Consider the following 16,125-nt stretch of genomic DNA (forward strand, 5'->3'; position numbering starts at 1 on the left):
CCGTTCGGCCTTCGCCGCCACGCTGTCTCAGAGACGAGCGCATCCGCTTGGCTCCGCTCCACGGATGCAGCCAGCAGCGCCGCCCCGGCGACTTGTACCGCAGCCTTGAGCTAAGTCTGGATCTTGTGGCGGGGCCCGCATATGTTCGTCGTCCCCCGCCGGGCCGCCCGCCCGGCGGCCGATGCACCCAAGGAGATGCATGCGGATTACACGAGCCAGCCGGGCCCGCTAGCCCGAAAACAGCGGCGGCGCCCGGGAGGTGCAACTCCCAGACGCCCACCGCCAGATGGAACTCCCACCCCTGCAAGGGTTGGAGGCTTACCCACCAGCACCACACCGGGCCACTACCACGTGCAAGTCCCGGAGCGGATCACTACAGAGGAGAGTGTTGCATGTCCGCCGCCCTGCACAAAAGGCCGGACGCCCCGGCCCGTGCGGCAGGCCGCTTCCCACCAACCCCCCTACTTCGTAGTAACTTCCAGCGTTCCGCCGGAGGTGGAGGCTGATGGCGCGCATCCGCACGATCAAGCCCGAGGCGTTCGAGTCGGAGGACCTGGCCTCGATCAGCCTCACCGCCGAGCGAACCTTCTTCGGGCTACTGACACAGGCCGACGACTCCGGCCGGCACCGCGACCACCCCGCCATCATCGCCGGACGGTTGTGGGCCCTGCGTCCGGAGCACACCGCTACCCATGTCGCCCGTGACCTGGACGAGCTGGCCTCCGCCGGACTGATCTGCCGCTACACCGGATGTGACGGGCGGACCTGGCTGCACATCGTCACCTGGGACCAGCACCAGAAGATCAACAAGGCGACCGCTTCCCGCCTGCCACGCTGCCCCAGCCACCAGGCCCGGCAGCACTGCGGCAAGTGCCAGGACGCTGCCTGCCCCAGCACACGGGCAGCGGCATCGCCCTCGGCGGCCCTGACTTCTCCGGGAGGACTCCCGGAGGACTCCCGGAGTCCGCAGGGAGAGCTCTCCAGCCCTGTCATCCACGCCGACGGCGCCCCGGAGCCCGCGCTGGAGCCCGAGACCGCAACGGTCGGCGCCCCTACGGACACCGACTCGGCGCAGGTAGGTAAAACCGCAGGTCAGAAGGCACTACCGGAGGACTCCCGGAGGACTACGGGAGGACTACGGGAGGAGTCACGCCCTGGATCTAGGATCTTGGATCCTGGATCTTTCCTTACGGGGCGCGAGGCGCCCGCGCCCGACGCCTCACCGGCGAAGGTCTCGGCCAAGCAGCTGGTGGGCGAGTACGTCCGAGGCTGCAACCGCCGCCCGCCGGAAGACTTCCTCGGGCATCTGGGCCGGAAGGTCAACGCCCTGCTCGACGAGCGGTTCGAGGCCGGAGACATCCGCGCCGCCCTCGACAAGCTGCGGGCCAAGGGGCTCAACCCCAGCACCCTGCCGAGCCTGGTGAACGAGGTCGTCAACGCCGCGCCGCAGTCGGCCGCCGCGCTGTCGTCCGCCTCCGGCGCGGGGCCCTGGGCCAGCACCGGCAACTCCTACACGCCTTACCTCAACCCCGCCGCCGAGCCGACCACGTTTGGAGGCCGCCTGTGAACCGCGCCCGCTACGCCGACCCGCAGCCCGCAATCTCCGAGCGGCTGCGTGAGCGCCTGGAGGCCAAGCTCGCCGAGCGCGGCCTGGACCTGGACCGCCCCCTGCCGGACACCCCTGAGCCCATCCCGGCCCTGGAAGCCGCCCAGGCCCGCATCCCGGTCGACTACCGCGCCGCGCTGCCCGAGCACCCGGACGTCGCCGCATGGGTGAGCGCCATCGCCGACAACGCCGTGGCGCCGAACGCCGAGGGCGTCAACCCGCACTACGGCACCACAGGGCGCCGACAGATCACGCACGGTCCCAGCCTGCTGCTGTGGGGCGCCACCGGCGCCGGCAAGACGCACCAGGCGTTCGGCGCGATCCGCGCACTGACCGCCGCCGGATGCGGAGTGCACTGGCACGCCACCACCGCCGCCGACCTGTACGCCGAGCTGCGTCCGCGCGCCGGGGTGGACCCCGAGCACATGCTGCGGCGGATCATGCGGATGCCGCTGCTGCTGCTCGACGACCTCGGCGCGGCCAAGCCGAGCGAGTGGACCGAGGAGATCACCTTCCGGCTGATCAACTGGCGCTGCCAGAACCGGATGCCGACGATCTTCACCAGCAACATGCCGCCCGTGCGCACCGACCGGATGCCCGCGCGCCAGGCCGTGCTGCGCAACAAGGTCGGCGACCGTGTGCTCTCCCGCCTGTCCGGCATGTGCACCGCCGTCGAGTTCACCGGGCCCGACCGCCGCTTCCAGCGCCGCTGACCTGCCCCCGCGCCACCGATCCCGCCGTGCGGCCCTGCCCGCCGCACCCTGCCCCGCCTCGCCGCACACCGCCGCACCGCGGTGCTGCCCTGCCCACCTTCCTGCGAGGCGACCTCGGAGACTCCCTTGCGCTACAAGACCACCAACGACTCCCCGGCACCGGAGCTGCGGGGAATCGCCGACCACAGCTGGCACGCCCGGGGTGCATGCCACGGCATGGACCCGGCCCGCGCCGACGCGCTGTTCTTCCACACACCCCGGGACCACCAGGCCATCGCCGAAGCGAAGCGGACCTGCGCCACCTGCCCGGTGAAGAAGGACTGCTTCAACTACGCGATCGACAACCAGGTCCGCTACGGCATCTGGGGCGGCCTGACCGACAAGGATCGCCAGCCCTGGCTGGCCAACCTGAGCAAGCGCCTGGACTACGGCCGCGTACGCGCCGCCCTCCAGGGGCGGGACGTCCACCTGAGCACCGCGGAGCGCAGCACGGTCATCCACCACGCCTACCTTCGCGGCTGGAGCCCGGAGCGCGTGGCCTACCTGCTGAGCGCCGACCTCGACTGGATCCGCGACCTCATGCGCGAAGCCGCCCACGTCATCGAGGACCGCGACCGCTACTGGGGCCTGAACGAGGTGGACAACACCGCCGCCGAGCACCCCCAGGGCGACGAAGAAGCCGCGCCGGACGGGCCGCGCCAGCTGCAGACCCACGCCCTGATCTCCTCTCTCGGAAAGGCCGCATGACCCACCCCGCCGCTGCACATCCCGCCGTCGCGCCCGTCGGCTTCTGGGACCGCCTCGCCATCGTGGTCCTGGGCCTCGCCGGATGCGCCCTCAGCTACGACGCCCTGCAGCAGATGGCCGTCGCCATCCACATACGCGGATTCCTCACCTACCTCTTCCCGCTCGTGATCGACGGCTTCATCGCCTACGGGGTACGCGCCCTGCTGGTCCTCGCCCATGCCCCACTGCGCGCCCGCCTCTACGTCTGGGTGCTCTTCGGCACCGCCACCGCCGCGAGCATCTGGGCCAACGCCCTGCACGCGGTCCGCCTCAACCAGCAGACCACCCACTCCGGTCTGCGCCTGAGCGACACCGTGGTCGCCATCCTCTCCACCCTGGCCCCGCTCGCCCTGGCCGGCGCGGTCCACCTGTACATCCTCATCACCCGCTACCGCCCGGCGGACCGTGAGCGTGCCGAGGCGCCGACGGACCACACGGCGGTCCGGCTCGAGGAGAGGAACTCCACGGACCACGCGAGGGCGGACCACGAACGCGGCCCGGCTGTGGAGCCCGGTCCGCAGCACGCGGACCAAGGTGCCTCGGCGGACCGGATGCCGGGCCACGAGCACCCGCAAACCACGGACCACCGGACCGGTCCCGCGCCCGCGGACCACACCGCCACGGGACCGGGCCAACGGACCGCACCGGCAGCGGACCACGCGGACCAGCAGCCGGACCGACTGACTGACCACGAGTCGGCCGTCACGGACCAGCGGACCGCCGACGGTCCGCAGGAGGACGACAGCGCAGCGCGGACCAGCAAGACCGCAGGTCAAGGGGCTACCAGCGCTCGCGGTCCGGCGGACCACGCGAGGGCGGACCACGAGCACGGACTGGCTGAGGAGCCTGGTCCGCAGCACGCGGACCAGGGTGCCCCGGCGGACCGGATGCCGGACCACGAGCACCCGCAGACCACGGACCACGCCTCACGGACCACGGATCACCGGACCGAATCTGCGCCTGCGGACCACACCGCCATGGGCCCGGACCAGCGGACCGCACCGGCAGCGGACCACGCGGACCCCGACGCGGACCAGCAGCCGGACCGACTGACTGACCACGAGTCGGCCGTCGCGGACCAGAACGAGGAGGGCTCCTCCGGCGGACCGCAGGGAGCGCGGACCGCGGGCCAGGACGCCCTAGATCCGGACCAGCGGAGCAAGCGGGCGGACCAGGAAGACGAGGTCCCGTGGGACGTGAAGGTCGCGGTTGCCCGCCAGGCCGCCCTCGCAGAGGGTCGGATGACCCGTCAGGCCATCCGACCGCACCTACGGGCGCGCGAGATCAAGATCAGCAACGAGCACTTCGGCCGCCTGCAGGACCAGCTGTACGCGGACCCGGCGCTCGCGCACCTGCCCCGTGACAAGAGGAGATCCCGATGAAGACCTGCGAGCGCTTCGAGCGCATCAAGAGCGGCTACGAGCGGGACATCACGTACCTGCGCAACCACTCCCGGCGCAGCGCGGGCACTGCGGCGGCGAAGACGAGCGCGACCACCGCCCTGGCCGTGAAGTCCAGCATGGCCAAAGCCCTGGCCCGGCACTTCGCGGGCTGCCCGATATGCGGATGACCAGGCCATAGCCGCAGTTCAAGCGCCCTACTCCCCTGTGACGCGGTGGCCCGGCCTCATGCCGGGCCACCGCCTCAACCCTGGAGGAACCGCCATCCGCTCCCGCCCCTCCCGTACGTCGGTCCCGACCACAGTCGAGGCGAGCGCCTGGGCCGAGGTCCTGGTACGCCGCCGCCTCCTGCACGCCGCCGTCCTGGCCCCGAACGGGCAGTGGCTCGTGCAGAGCGCACCGAAGGCGCCCGTCCACGTCCTGGACGGGCCCGTCGCCATGGTCGAACTCGCCGCCCAGATCCAGCACCACACCCGCACCACGAGGAACCGCACCCGATGACGCGTCCGAACGAAAACCAGCCTCACACCCCCGAGGAGCCGGTAAGCAACTCCCTTTCGCGGGGAGCAAGATGGAGGTTCGGACACTCCCCCGCTGGGGGAGTGTCCGAACCAGACCCCGCCCCAGGGGTGGCGGGGCCCGTCCAGCGCCAGGGGGCGCCGGACGGGAAGGCTGCGACCGAGGGCGGATCGCAGCCAGGGCCCGCCCGTTCCGGGCGGGCCAAGGGGAAGTCGCGCCCGCGCGACAAGAAGCAGCGCCGCGCCCATAGCGTCCGCCTCAACGAATCCGAGCACGCTCTCATCCAAGCGGGCGCAGACGCCGTCGGTATGAGCACGGCGGGCTTCCTCGCGTACTCCGGTCTGGCCATGTCCCGCGATCAGTCGCGCACCGCCGTGGCCATCGCCACCGAACGCGATGTGCTCACTGAGCTGTTCGCCGCGCGCCGGCAGCTCGGCTGGGCCGGCAGCAATCTCAACCAGGTCGCCAAGGCCCTCAACTCTGGTGGCGAGGTACCTCACCTGGCGGCGGTCATCGCCGACATTCAGCGCGCGGCCAAGTCGGTGCAGGTTGCCGCTGACCGGGTCGCCAACCGGCAAGCAGGCGAGGCGGCTTGATCCCCCAGGTCCACAAACAGGGCAGCGACACTCACGGCCTGCTCAAGTACCTCTACGGCAAGGGCACCCACGAGGAGCACATCGACCCTCACCTGGTCGCTTCCTTCGACGGTATGGCCCCCGACCCCGGCCGTGACCCGGGCGTGACGAAGCGGGACCTGCAACAGCTCCTCGACCAGCCCTTGCAGCTCCTCGACTCCGACCAGCGTCCCGAGAAGCACGTGTGGCATCTGTCCGTACGAAACGCGGCCGAGGACCGCATCCTGTCCGATCAGGAGTGGGGGCAGATCGCGCGCCGCATGGTGGCCGCGACCGGCATCGACCCGGACGACGGAGCGGGTTGCCGCTGGGCGGCTGTCCGCCACGCCGATGACCACATCCACATCATCGCGACCCTCGTACGCGAGGACGGCCGCCGTCCCGACCACCACCGCTCCGGCAAACGCGCCCAGGCCGAGGCCCGACTCCTTGAGGTCGCATACGACTTGCAGCGGGTCAATCCTGGGGACGGCACCGCCGCGAAGAGGCCCACCAGCGCCGAGCGCCACAAGGCCGAACGCCAAGGCCGTGAACAGACCGCTCGCGAGGAGCTGCGCGAGACCGTCCGCCGGGCCGTGGCCGGCGCCACCAGCGATGAGGAGTTCTTCGACCGGCTGGCCGCCGCCGGGCTGCTCGTCCGCAAGCGCCTCGCGCCCTCCGGTGACCTGCTCGGCTACAAGGTCGCGCTGGCTGACGACCACAACAGGGACGGTGAGCCAGTGTTCTATCCCGGCTCCAAACTCGCCCCCGACCTCTCCCTGCCCCGTATCCGCGAACGCTGGTTGGCCGCCCAGCGGGACCCCGCCGCAGGGCCGGACGATCACGCCAGCACGCCGAGCGGTCCGGCACGGGCACGGCGCCGTGCGGCAGCCGCTGCCTGGCAGGCAATCCTGATCATCGACCACGGCGACGACCGTCAGGCCGCAGCCCACATCGCGGCGGCCGGCGAGGTCCTCGACGCCCTCGCCAAAACCTCCGCCATCCACACCCGCAAGCAACTCAGTGAAGCGGCACGGGCTTTCGAGCGCGCCTCACGCTCCCATGTACGAGCCGAGCGCGGGCACGACCGCGCCCTGCGCCAGGCCGCCCGCGACCTCATCTACGGCGGACCGGCCCTGGGTCGCGGTGAGGATGGCGCTACCACCGCCATAGTGATCGACATGGTCGCCTTCCTGGTCATCGCCGCCGCCCACTGGCACGGCAGGAAGAACCACGCCCAGCAGGCTGCTGCCGCCCGCCAGGCCGCCGAACACCTGCGCGCCGCCTACCAGGCCGCCGCCCAGCATCCGATGGCCGTGCTGCGCCACCGTGGCCGCCGCCTCTCCCAGCCGCTCCAGCGCCGCCAGGTGGCCCACCTGCGCCAGGCGGTGCCGGAGCTGGCCGAGCAGGTCCTCGCCGAGCCCGGCTGGCACGCGCTCGCCGCCACCCTCGCCGACGCCGAAGCCGCCGGCCACGAGCCCGCCGCCCTGCTCGCCGAGGCCGTCGCCCGCCGCGAACTCGATACCGCCGAGTCGGTCAGCGACGTCCTGGTCTGGCGGCTGCGGCGCCTGGCCGACCTGCCCGCCGACGCCTCCGCCATGCCCGAGGTCGGCACGACCACGCCGCAGAGCGCCGGGCGGCCGAAGCGGCCCTCCACCGGGCGCAACGCCCGGCCCAAGAAGTCGAGATGATTCCTGAATCCGCAAGTTGCAGCAGGTCAGGGGCTTGGGGCACTCTCCGTGTGGCCGATGAACGACGAAGAGGGGGACGAATGTTTCGACGACGCGCGGACCGCGAGTTCCGTGACGCCCAGCTCGCCGGCCAGGCGATGCTGCAGATGCACGCGAGCTGGCAAGCGCCCGACTTCGCCAGCCCGGCCGCCGAGCCGGCGCCGCCCGCCCACGACGGCGGCATCCAGGAGGTGCCCGACTTCCCGCCGTCGGACCTTCGTGTGCCCTCCCGCCACGAGGTCGAGGGACTGATGATGCGCTGGGAGCAGCCGCTCGTCATCGACGGCGAGGTACGCGAGTGCCCGCAGTGCGGCGCGTACCGGGACTGGATCGTGTTCAGCATGCGCGACGACACGATCTGGCTGCGCTGCCGTGCCGGGCACAACACCGCCGAGCCGCGCCTGGACCCGGCCTGGTACAACCGCAACTCCGGTCCGGTGGACCACTTCCACCCCACGTTGGACGACGGCCTACGCCACCTGGGCCACTGACCCCCGCAACCCCTCCCCGCCGGCAGCGGATCGCGTGTCGGCCCAAGTCCGACCGTCCGCTTCGCGTATCAAAGGGGTTCCGCATGCGTGGCCACACCACGACCGCTCTCATCCTGACCACCCTCGCCTCCCTGGCCCTGACGGGCTGCTCCAACGACAGCTCCGGCTCCTCGGGGACTTCGCCTGCGGCAGCCTCCTCGTCCGGCGGTGGAAGCGACGCCGCCGGGGCAACGCCGCTGCCCTCGGCCGCGTTGGGTAAACGGCTCCTGACAGAGCAGGACCTGGGCGAGGGCTACGTACGCAAGGCGGAGCGCTCACAGCACAATGACGACGTCTCGGTGATCGGCTGCCCCGCGCTGGCCAAGCTCGGCGGGGACGCGGCGACCGGCGGAAGCCTCGACTTCCCGCGCAAGGCGAAGGCCACGTTCACGTACGGCGCCAACGGCACCTCCGAGGTGAGCGAGGAGCTCTACAGCGACACCGCGCCCAAGCTGTCCGATGGTGTCGGCCGCATCTTCGACGCGATGGCCGCCTGCCCGAAGTACCAGGTCGTCTCGGGCAGCACCGCCATCGACATGACCACCCAGGCGACCAGCGCTCCCAAGCTCGGTGAGGAGCGATGGAGTCAACTGCTCACCTACTCCACGGGCGGACAGCGCAGCGTCGTCAAGCAGACAGCGATCCGTACCGGCAGCGTCCTGCTGATCGTCTCCGGCTCGCCCGGACTCGTGGACGCCCATCTGGACAAGGCGTTCGCCAAGGCCGCCTCCTGACCCGCAGTCGTACCAACAGCCCCGCAGGCGCATGCCGCCTGCGGGTGCGCAGCAGCGGGCACGCGGACCGGGCCTGCTCCAGGACAGCGTTGGGCTCCAGCCGGTGGCCGGTGATCGCCTGGCGGAGGGACCAGCCGGCACGAGCGGGCCTGGCCTCGGCCGCAAGGACATCGGCCAAGCGGACGTCCGTGATACTGATCGCACTCTCCAGTTCCGCGATATCCGCCACGCCCACCGGGATCACGGTCTGCGGCAGGGTGCTGCGGAATTCCGGGCTGTTGGCGGTGTAGTACGACCCGAGGGTCACGACCAGCCCGAGCATCGAGCGGTCCGCCGGCAGAGCGCGGAAGCCCTCGTGCCCGTTCCGGATCAATTCCGCAGTGGCGTTGATCTGCTCGAAGCCCTTGGCCAGCTGGCTGTTCAGTTCCCTCTCGTAGTCCGCTCCGACCCGGAGTGCCTCTCGCGGCTGGCGCGACTTGACCTCGACGAGGAGCACCAGGTCTTTGAACACGACAATCCAGTCGACGGACTTCTTGTCTCCGTCCCCGCCCGGTTGGCGGTAGACGATTTCCCGGTGCACCTCGGCGTCGGCCAGAAGCTGGAACTGCCGCCCGACGTATTCCTCCAGAAGGTGGCCGAGGTCGGTGGGGAAGGTATTCCCGTACCTGGCTTGACCGTTGAAGTAGATGTTCGTCAAGGTGGCCTTTCGCAAGGCCAGAAGTGGAACCGGCAGCAGATAGCCCTGCCCCATCCCCTTCACCAGAGGCCACTTGTGCAGCGGGTTGAAGGTGAATCGGCGCAGCAGGGGGTCCTGGGCGACTTCCGAGCGCTGGCTCTCGCGACGGAACTGCTCGGCCGTGGCAGCGAAGTACCGCTCGGCCACGCGGTCGCGCATCTCGTCCGAGGCCGTGACCCGCTCCAGTCCGGGGACGCCGTGGAGGGTCTCCGGGAGGACCCATCCTTGACCAAGGGTCGCCGCCGAGGTCAGCAACGTGGCGATCGAGACGTACTCGATGACGGAGCAGCCAAGTACCTCGGAGTCCCAACCTGGGCGGATCGCCTTCATTTCCTGCTGTGGGGTGGTCTGCGCCAGGACCGCGATGGTGCGCGCCACGGCATCGAATGGGTCCTGCTGCCATTCGAATTGCAGGTATCCGTGCCGGAGCAACAGCCCCTCCAGCCGCTCGCCGACGGTCTGGTGACACGCCGGATCGTCCAGGTTGTGCCCGGCCGTGAGGATCTCCAACAGGTCCGGCATAGTCGCGAGCCGGTGCCGGTGTTCGTTCCCTCGCCACAAGGACATCCACGCCGCGTCGGCCAGCAACCACGGCGGCGGTGCCGGGCTGCCCAGCCAGCGCGCAGGGTCGTCGGCCTGGGCGCCGAGGCGGGCGATCAAGGGCAGCAAGGAACTCGGCGGGTAGCGGCGGATCAGGTTCGCGTACTCGGCATTGGATACCGGCCGCAAACCATCAAAACGGCTCATAGCGCCATGATTCTTGACGGATAGGAGGGAATGCCAATGAATTCCCTCTACGGTGTTCGGCCCGCTTCCAGGTTGACATGGCCCGAGGCAGGACCATCGGCACCGGAGCGGTACGCCGTACGGCAAAAGCCCGGTGGCCGAGCCATCGAGGCTCGGCCACCGGGCGGGGATGAGCCGGGGCACCTACGGGACGGGCGGTGTGGGCTGAAGCATCACATCGCGTACGTACGAAGGGCGTTGGATGGCCACCAGGCGGTCGCGGTGCACCCGTACGTCGGCGAGCCGGTCCTCGGCCGGCAGGTAGACGACGAGATCGCGGTGGCTCTCCCGGATACGGTCGGCCGCGGCCACGACGTGATGCGTCTCGCCGCACCCCGACAGGGAGTAGGCGTCGCCGACTTGCAGAGCGTCGGCGCGGTCATCGAAGACGCCGAGGTCGCGCTCCTGTCGCTGATGCCACCAGCGGGCTCGTTCACGGGCCTGGGGAAGCGTGTAGGTCTGGCGGGTGACCTCGGCCTCCTGCCAGATGCGTCGGCATGCCGCGCACTCGTGGGAGGCGTCAAGGCTGGGGCCGGAGAGCTGCTGGGCGCACCAGGAGGTGCCCACGAGCGCATCACGGCGATGGCCCGTGACGAGGTTGCCCCGCCCGCTCGCGACCCACAGGACGCTGTCGTCGACATGGCACGGTTCGCCTCTGGGCAGCACCAGGTCGCCGGCGGTGTGGCGGAAGCGGTCGAGGGCGGTACGGAGTCCGGTGCAGTTGGCGCACACTCGCCGCGCGGTGGATGCCCGGTCGTCGAGCGACTTGCCACAGTAGCCGAGCAGGTACCCGGGGACCGGCAGGTGCGCAGCGGCACTCTTGCCAGCGCCTGCGGCAGGGCGGAAGTCCGGCTCGCCACCGGAGTGCAGCGGCGTGGTGAGGATGAGCCAGGCACGGGTGCAGCTCTGGCACAGGGAGTGCGCAGTGCTCTCACCAATGGGCTGAAGATCGGGCGAGCGGGTGCCGCACACGGTCAGCGGCTGGGCGCCATGGAGCAGGACGCCATAGTGGGCGGTGCCGTTCGTACGACCGATGGCGAGCCGGATCAGCGACAGGGACAAGAGACCTCCGTGAGGTAGACAGCGAGGGGCATGCGGTCAGACGCGTACTGCGCACAGACCGTCGTGGTCGGTGGCGAGGGCGCAGCCGTCCTCGCAGGGATGGCCCGCGCGGGCCTGGGTGGTGCCGGCCCGTTCGTGGCAGCCAATGCACCAGGCGGGCGCGGGAACAAGGTCGCGGTTTCGGGCAAGGAAGCCGACGGAGTCGCAGCGCTCACAGCGCCGCGCGTCGGAAGCCAGGGGCGGGGTCGTGATGGACACCCCTTCCAAGATCTGAGGCGTGAACACGGCTCGCGGAGGGCCGGGCCCGACCGGGCCCGGCCGTCAGCCGCGGTGGACGATGGTGAGGCGCTGCTCCGCGCTCCGCGGCAGCCGGTGGCGTGCCACCGGGACCGGGGAGGCGAGCGAGGAGGCGAACACAGCGACCAGCTCGTTGGGGACGCTCGGGCTGAAGTTCGCGCACCACAGGTAGGGGGCGCCGAACGTGGGCTCGGCCCATGCCTGCCAGCCCATCAGGTCCTCCCGCAAGTCCGCGTCCGCGATCAGGTCCGGCAGCATCTCGAGCGAGATGTGCGAGGCGAAGCCCGGGTCCGTGGCGGCGGTGCGGGGGCGGTCCACGTCACGGATCCAGCCCTGTGCACTCAGCGCCGTGACCACCGCCTCCGGTTCCTCGAAGCCGGCATCGGGCACCGCACTGGCGTCGAGCGCGACGAGGAAGTCGTGGAGTGCCTCGTGTGGCACGCCGGTGGTGAAGTATGCGTTCCACTGCACCAGGGCGCTGGTGGCATCCGGGCGGGCGGAGATCTGCAGGGCCACCCGCAGGCCGCCGAGTGTGAACGGGCTGTTGGCCAGGAGCCATTCGGCGCCGCGCAGCTCGTCGGGGCTCACATACAGCAGCGTGTCGCGGGCGGTCGGCCACATGCGCCATCCCAGCCCGGTGAGTGTGTCGCCGATCCGCTCGGCGAGGACGTCGTCGTCGCCGGCCAGGTGGCGCGGGGTGACCCAGCGCACGGGGTCCGGCGAGGCGGGGCGGGAGGAATCAGAGGGATGGTGCGGGTGCAGGGGCGCCTCCGTGGGCTCGGGGGTGGTTCACTGCCCGCCGCTGGGGCGGGTGCCGCGCCGTCGGCGCGGCGGGGCTTCGGTCGGCTCGTGCCAGGTCAGCGCGACCGCGACATCGGGCAGCAAGGGGCCGAACTGCTCGGCTTGCTCCGGCTCGGTGAGGAACAGCACAGGTCGGCCCTGGTCGTCGCGGGCGCTGGCAACGGCGCCCGCGCGGTGGGCCATCGGGAAGTCGGGGTTGAGGGCGAGCTGCACGACGGCGGTGCGGTCGCAGGCCGATAGCCGGTCGAGCAGGTCGCCGACGGTCAGCTCCGGCAGCACTTCGAGCGGCTCGGCGTCCTTGGCTTCGGCGAAGAACACCACCGGTCGGCCGGCGTCGTCACGGGTGGGGACCACGCCGCCCAGGCGGCGGGCCGTGCGTGCGAAGGGGTTGATCCACAGGCGGACCACCACGTCGCGGTCGCTGGCGGACAGGCGATCCAGCAGGTCGCCGACGGTCAGCTCCGGGGCCAAGACGTTCTCCTTGCAGTAACGGTCGCCCCACCAGGGGCCGAGGGCAGGGTACGTGCCGTACGTGAGCAGCAGCTCCGAGCCGCGCGGCGGCCGTGGGCTCAAAGCGGCCGGGAGGTGGCCAGCACGCGCTGGACCGTGGCCGCGACGATCTCTGCCGGCGTCTCGGTATCGAAGCGGATCCGGTAGCCGGGGACCGTGGCGGTGCCGGTGACGGCGATCGTCCAGCCGTCGCCGTCGGTGCCGGGACGCCCCAGCGGGAACCATCCGAGGTAGAAGCGTCCGTCCTTGCTGCTGACGTGGACATCGGCCCGGTCGTCCACAACAAGGTGGAAGAACTCGGCCTTGAACAGGTCGGTGACCATCGTCGGCTGGCCAGGACCCAGCTGCCACGAGCGCAGCCGAAGGGCCTCGGTGGTGGTGGAGAATCCAGGGGTGGACGCGTCCACGGTCACGGGCATCACCTCTCTGACCTGGTGTTTCGGGGAAGGCCGTCTACGTTGACATGCCCCTGGCGGCTTTACCAGTCCTTCCGCGATCTTTCCTGTCTGCCCCCGGCGAACTGCCAGGCACCGCCTCCGCGCAGCGCGGGCGCTCGGGCGGGCCGCCCTATGCGCGGGCTGCCGCCCCGTCGGCCCCGAGATCCAGGAGCCTCCGGCGGAGCTGGCCTCGCTGCTCCTCCAGGACCAGCGAGGTGGGCGACAGGACGAAGACGTTGTCCCGGTGGTGGAGGAACCCGAGCCGCTCCCACCCCTTGGCAATCTTGCCTGTTACGCGGTCCCACTCGGCTTCGTTGCGCAGCCGGGTCGCGCCCAGGTCGGAGACTCCGGGCGCGCACGCCACGGCCCGGCATCCGGGCATCAGCCGGAAGATGACTTCCGCTGCGAGGATCACACCCAAGCCCCGCCCCCTCCATTCCTCGCGCAACGCGACGCGGTCCATGACGAGCAGGGCGGAGCCGCTGCACTCCAGCAGTTCTCCGACCTCGTCCGTGTAATAGCCCGTGCCGGGATCGAGGAGGACCTGGGCGATCTCGTAGAGGTCCTCTGACGCCTCCTCCATGGCCGCGTACGCGTTGCGTCCGCGGTCGAGGTGCACACGGAAGAAGGTCATCGAACCGGCCGCGCTCTCGCTCACGGTGCACGCCGGGCAGTCCTCCGCATCGCACGCACCGGGCGCCATCGGGCAATGACTGTCGTCGTGCTCCCGGCTGCGGTGGAGGATCTCCACGCGCCACTCTTCCAGAGTGTCCGCGTCAGGGGTGTCACTCAGCGTGTCCGTGTAGACGATACGCAGGCGCAGGTCGGACGGGTCACCGGGAAGCGGCAAGGGCTCGATCACCGCAGCAGCCTAGCCACGCGAGGGGACAGAGCGTCACGACGCGCGAGATTAATCGAACACATGATGGAATTGCTCTCCATGGAAGCAACCCCATACCCCCGTGATCTCCTGCGAGCGCAGGCCGACTGGTGCCGGACGTACGAGACACTCGCGAACTCGACGGGAACCGTCAGCACGACGACTCTGCGCCGCCGCCTTCTGCACCTGTCCGTCCGGATTCTGCGGCATCCACACTGGGCAGCGCAGGGATGCTCGCCCGCCGCCCGCGTCGAGCTGCGTCGGCAGGCTCGGGCGCTGGAGTCCAGATCAGCGTGAGCGGGTAATCCGGTGAGCGGTCCTGCTGCGCAGCCGTACGCCCGCATCACATTGGTGCTGCCCGACGAACAGAGAATCGAAGTGCGCCTGTATGAGCGATTGCAGACCACCGGACGGTTCCCTTGGCGGTTTCGCATTGGCGTCCCCTCTTGGGTGGCGACCGAGGCGGGGGTGGAGCCCGCCGAGTATTCGGTGTGGGTCACCGACCGGCAGCTACGGCCGATCGAGGGGGTCGATCTGTCGGTCGTACCGACGCATCGGCACCTGGAGGCTCCGCCGCCGGCGAAGCCGTCCGGCTGGGTCGTGCGCCCCGATCCTCAACGCCGCGGCGGCGCGCTCGTGCATGACGCCGCATGTCGCCACGCGACCGGAGGCGGCCGGGAGCTGGGTTCCATGGAGGCTCTGGAAGCTCTGATGCGCCCGGGAACGAAGGCGTGCCACGACTGCGCTGCCGCCGAAATCCTGCTTCCGGCAATGGAATTGGGGCAGGGGTACGGTTAGCCGCCGCGCTGAGCAGCTTCTCTGCGTGAGGGCATCGGGTCCTCTCAACGTCTGTGCTGGGACATGACGAAGCCCCCGGAATCGCGAGGCGAATTCCGGGGGCCGTATTGGGCGCGTGTGTTTGCTAGCTCTCGGTGGAGTCGTCGTTGTCGGCGTCGTCCGTACGGCGCCGGCGGGCGGCCAGGAGTGCGCCTCCGCCGGCGGCCAGGAGGAGTCCTGCGCCGCCGAGCAGCCACGGGGTGGCGTCGGCACCGGTGTGGGCGAGGGAGCCGTCGGGCTCGGGGGCCGTGGTGCTCGATGCAGTCGCCTCGGAGGCCGGGGAGTCGGACGGCTTCCCCGTCGGCTCCGGCGGGCCGTGGTCGCCGCCGTCAGCGGTCGGCTTCTCGGTGGGCTTGTCCGTGGGCTTCTCGGTCGGCTTGTCGGTGGGCTTGTCCGTGGGGTCGGGGCTTGGCGGGGTGGTGTGGGTCTTGGTGTTGGTGACGGTCACGGTGACCGGGTCGCCGGGCTTGGCCGTGAAGTCGCGCTGCCCCTTGTAGAGGTCGTATCCCGTGGGCGCCTTGGTCTCCTTGGCCCAGAAGTCGGTGCCGGTGCGGTTGTTGACCACGAGCTTGGCGGTGGCGGTGCCGTTGTCGCCGGTGGTGAGGGTGAGGAGGGTCTTGTCGCCGGTGCCGATGTTGACGGTGGCGCCGGGCAGGAGCTTGCCGGTCTTGTCGTCCTTGGCCTTGAGCAGGACGGAGGCGGGCTTGAACGGGTCGATGATCGTGAGCGGGGCATCGGCGCCGGGGGTGACGATGACGTCCTGGTCCTCGACGACGTCGTGCATCTGGCTGCCGCTGGAGACTTCCTTGAGCCGGTAGACGCCCGGAGTCAGGTCCGCGAAGGACAGGTGGCCCTGGGCGTCGGTCTTGCCGCTCCCGGCTTCCTTGCCCTTGGCGTCGTAGAGGGTGAAGGACGCGCCGGACAGGACGTCTCCGCCCGGGTCCTTCTTGAGGATGGCGACGCCGCCGTTTTCGGCGGCATTGCGCGGGGTGGGCGTGGTGGAGGCGGACGGGGTCGGATCCGGGGTCTGGGCGGAGGCGATTGGGGCCCAGGCCAGGGATCCGGTCACGGTGGCGGCGACGGTGAGGGCTGCCGTCGGGAGAAGGCGGGCGGATCGGGTGTGCAAGTAGGAACTCTCCAGGTAGAG

General features: G+C 70.6%; 17 protein-coding genes and 1 pseudogene. 11 read left to right on the forward strand and 7 right to left on the reverse strand.

Annotation, left to right across the window (positions count from 1 at the left end):
* Nucleotides 1-505 precede the first annotated feature (505 nt).
* From AB0L89_RS21645 to AB0L89_RS21690, 10 genes and pseudogenes are all read left to right on the forward strand, one after another.
* Nucleotides 506-1,567: a hypothetical protein gene (locus AB0L89_RS21645; RefSeq protein WP_365143143.1), complete on the forward strand. Its 1,062-nt coding sequence runs from the start codon at nt 506-508 to the stop codon at nt 1,565-1,567.
* Nucleotides 1,564-2,319, forward strand: coding sequence for an ATP-binding protein (locus AB0L89_RS21650; RefSeq protein ID WP_365143145.1), 756 nt, complete (start codon nt 1,564-1,566; stop codon nt 2,317-2,319). Before AB0L89_RS21645 ends, AB0L89_RS21650 begins: the two co-directional genes overlap by 4 nt.
* A gap of 126 nt (nt 2,320-2,445) precedes the next feature.
* The gene (locus AB0L89_RS21655; RefSeq protein WP_365143147.1) at nt 2,446-3,066 is read left to right on the forward strand and encodes a WhiB family transcriptional regulator; all 621 of its coding nucleotides are present in this window, start codon (nt 2,446-2,448) and stop codon (nt 3,064-3,066) included.
* A pseudogene (locus AB0L89_RS21660) lies at nt 3,063-3,494 on the forward strand (DUF2637 domain-containing protein); the annotation flags it as partial. The gene AB0L89_RS21655 and the pseudogene AB0L89_RS21660, both read left to right, overlap by 4 nt.
* Nucleotides 3,495-4,483: 989 nt before the next feature.
* Complete coding sequence (locus AB0L89_RS21665; RefSeq protein WP_365143149.1) at nt 4,484-4,675, forward strand: hypothetical protein; 192 nt, start codon at nt 4,484-4,486, stop codon at nt 4,673-4,675.
* Between the two features lie 58 nt (nt 4,676-4,733).
* On the forward strand, nt 4,734-5,006 hold the full coding sequence (locus AB0L89_RS21670; RefSeq protein ID WP_365143151.1) for a hypothetical protein: 273 nt from the start codon (nt 4,734-4,736) through the stop codon (nt 5,004-5,006).
* 326 nt (nt 5,007-5,332) lie between these two features.
* Nucleotides 5,333-5,620, forward strand: coding sequence for a plasmid mobilization relaxosome protein MobC (gene mobC, locus AB0L89_RS21675; protein ID WP_365143153.1), 288 nt, complete (start codon nt 5,333-5,335; stop codon nt 5,618-5,620).
* Entirely contained in the window at nt 5,617-7,329 is a 1,713-nt protein-coding gene (locus AB0L89_RS21680; RefSeq protein ID WP_365143155.1) for a relaxase/mobilization nuclease domain-containing protein, read from the forward strand. Before mobC ends, AB0L89_RS21680 begins: the two co-directional genes overlap by 4 nt.
* A gap of 80 nt (nt 7,330-7,409) precedes the next feature.
* Nucleotides 7,410-7,859, forward strand: a complete 450-nt coding sequence (locus AB0L89_RS21685) for a hypothetical protein (RefSeq protein WP_365143157.1) — start codon at nt 7,410-7,412, stop codon at nt 7,857-7,859.
* 83 nt (nt 7,860-7,942) lie between these two features.
* On the forward strand, nt 7,943-8,632 hold the full coding sequence (locus AB0L89_RS21690; protein WP_365143159.1) for a hypothetical protein: 690 nt from the start codon (nt 7,943-7,945) through the stop codon (nt 8,630-8,632).
* On the opposite strand, the gene AB0L89_RS21695 is transcribed toward AB0L89_RS21690, so the two are convergent.
* The 6 genes from AB0L89_RS21695 to AB0L89_RS21720 form a co-directional block, all read right to left on the reverse strand.
* Complete coding sequence (locus AB0L89_RS21695; protein WP_365143161.1) at nt 8,526-10,115, reverse strand: hypothetical protein; 1,590 nt, start codon at nt 10,113-10,115, stop codon at nt 8,526-8,528. The genes AB0L89_RS21690 and AB0L89_RS21695 overlap by 107 nt on opposite strands.
* Before the next feature lie 183 nt (nt 10,116-10,298).
* Nucleotides 10,299-11,216 (reverse strand): hypothetical protein, encoded by a 918-nt coding sequence (locus AB0L89_RS21700; RefSeq protein ID WP_365143163.1) that lies wholly within the window; start codon nt 11,214-11,216, stop codon nt 10,299-10,301.
* 321 nt (nt 11,217-11,537) lie between these two features.
* Nucleotides 11,538-12,224 (reverse strand): DUF317 domain-containing protein, encoded by a 687-nt coding sequence (locus AB0L89_RS21705; RefSeq protein WP_365143165.1) that lies wholly within the window; start codon nt 12,222-12,224, stop codon nt 11,538-11,540.
* Between the two features lie 78 nt (nt 12,225-12,302).
* On the reverse strand, nt 12,303-12,785 hold the full coding sequence (locus tag AB0L89_RS21710; protein ID WP_365143167.1) for a hypothetical protein: 483 nt from the start codon (nt 12,783-12,785) through the stop codon (nt 12,303-12,305).
* 98 nt (nt 12,786-12,883) lie between these two features.
* Nucleotides 12,884-13,237 carry a DUF317 domain-containing protein gene (locus tag AB0L89_RS21715; protein WP_365143169.1) on the reverse strand — a complete coding sequence of 118 codons (354 nt, stop codon included), beginning with the start codon at nt 13,235-13,237 and terminating at the stop codon, nt 12,884-12,886.
* A gap of 154 nt (nt 13,238-13,391) precedes the next feature.
* Nucleotides 13,392-14,123, reverse strand: coding sequence for a hypothetical protein (locus AB0L89_RS21720; RefSeq protein WP_365143171.1), 732 nt, complete (start codon nt 14,121-14,123; stop codon nt 13,392-13,394).
* A 327-nt stretch (nt 14,124-14,450) separates the two neighbouring features.
* On the opposite strand from AB0L89_RS21720, the gene AB0L89_RS21725 reads away from it, so the two are divergent.
* Nucleotides 14,451-14,939, forward strand: a complete 489-nt coding sequence (locus AB0L89_RS21725) for a DUF6233 domain-containing protein (RefSeq protein WP_365143173.1) — start codon at nt 14,451-14,453, stop codon at nt 14,937-14,939.
* A 124-nt stretch (nt 14,940-15,063) separates the two neighbouring features.
* On the opposite strand, the gene AB0L89_RS21730 is transcribed toward AB0L89_RS21725, so the two are convergent.
* Nucleotides 15,064-16,104: a SpaA isopeptide-forming pilin-related protein gene (locus tag AB0L89_RS21730; protein WP_365143175.1), complete on the reverse strand. Its 1,041-nt coding sequence runs from the start codon at nt 16,102-16,104 to the stop codon at nt 15,064-15,066.
* Nucleotides 16,105-16,125: the final 21 nt, after the last annotated feature.

This window comes from Streptomyces sp. NPDC052114, assembly GCF_040680155.1.
Classification (GTDB): Bacteria; Actinomycetota; Actinomycetes; order Streptomycetales; family Streptomycetaceae; genus Streptomyces.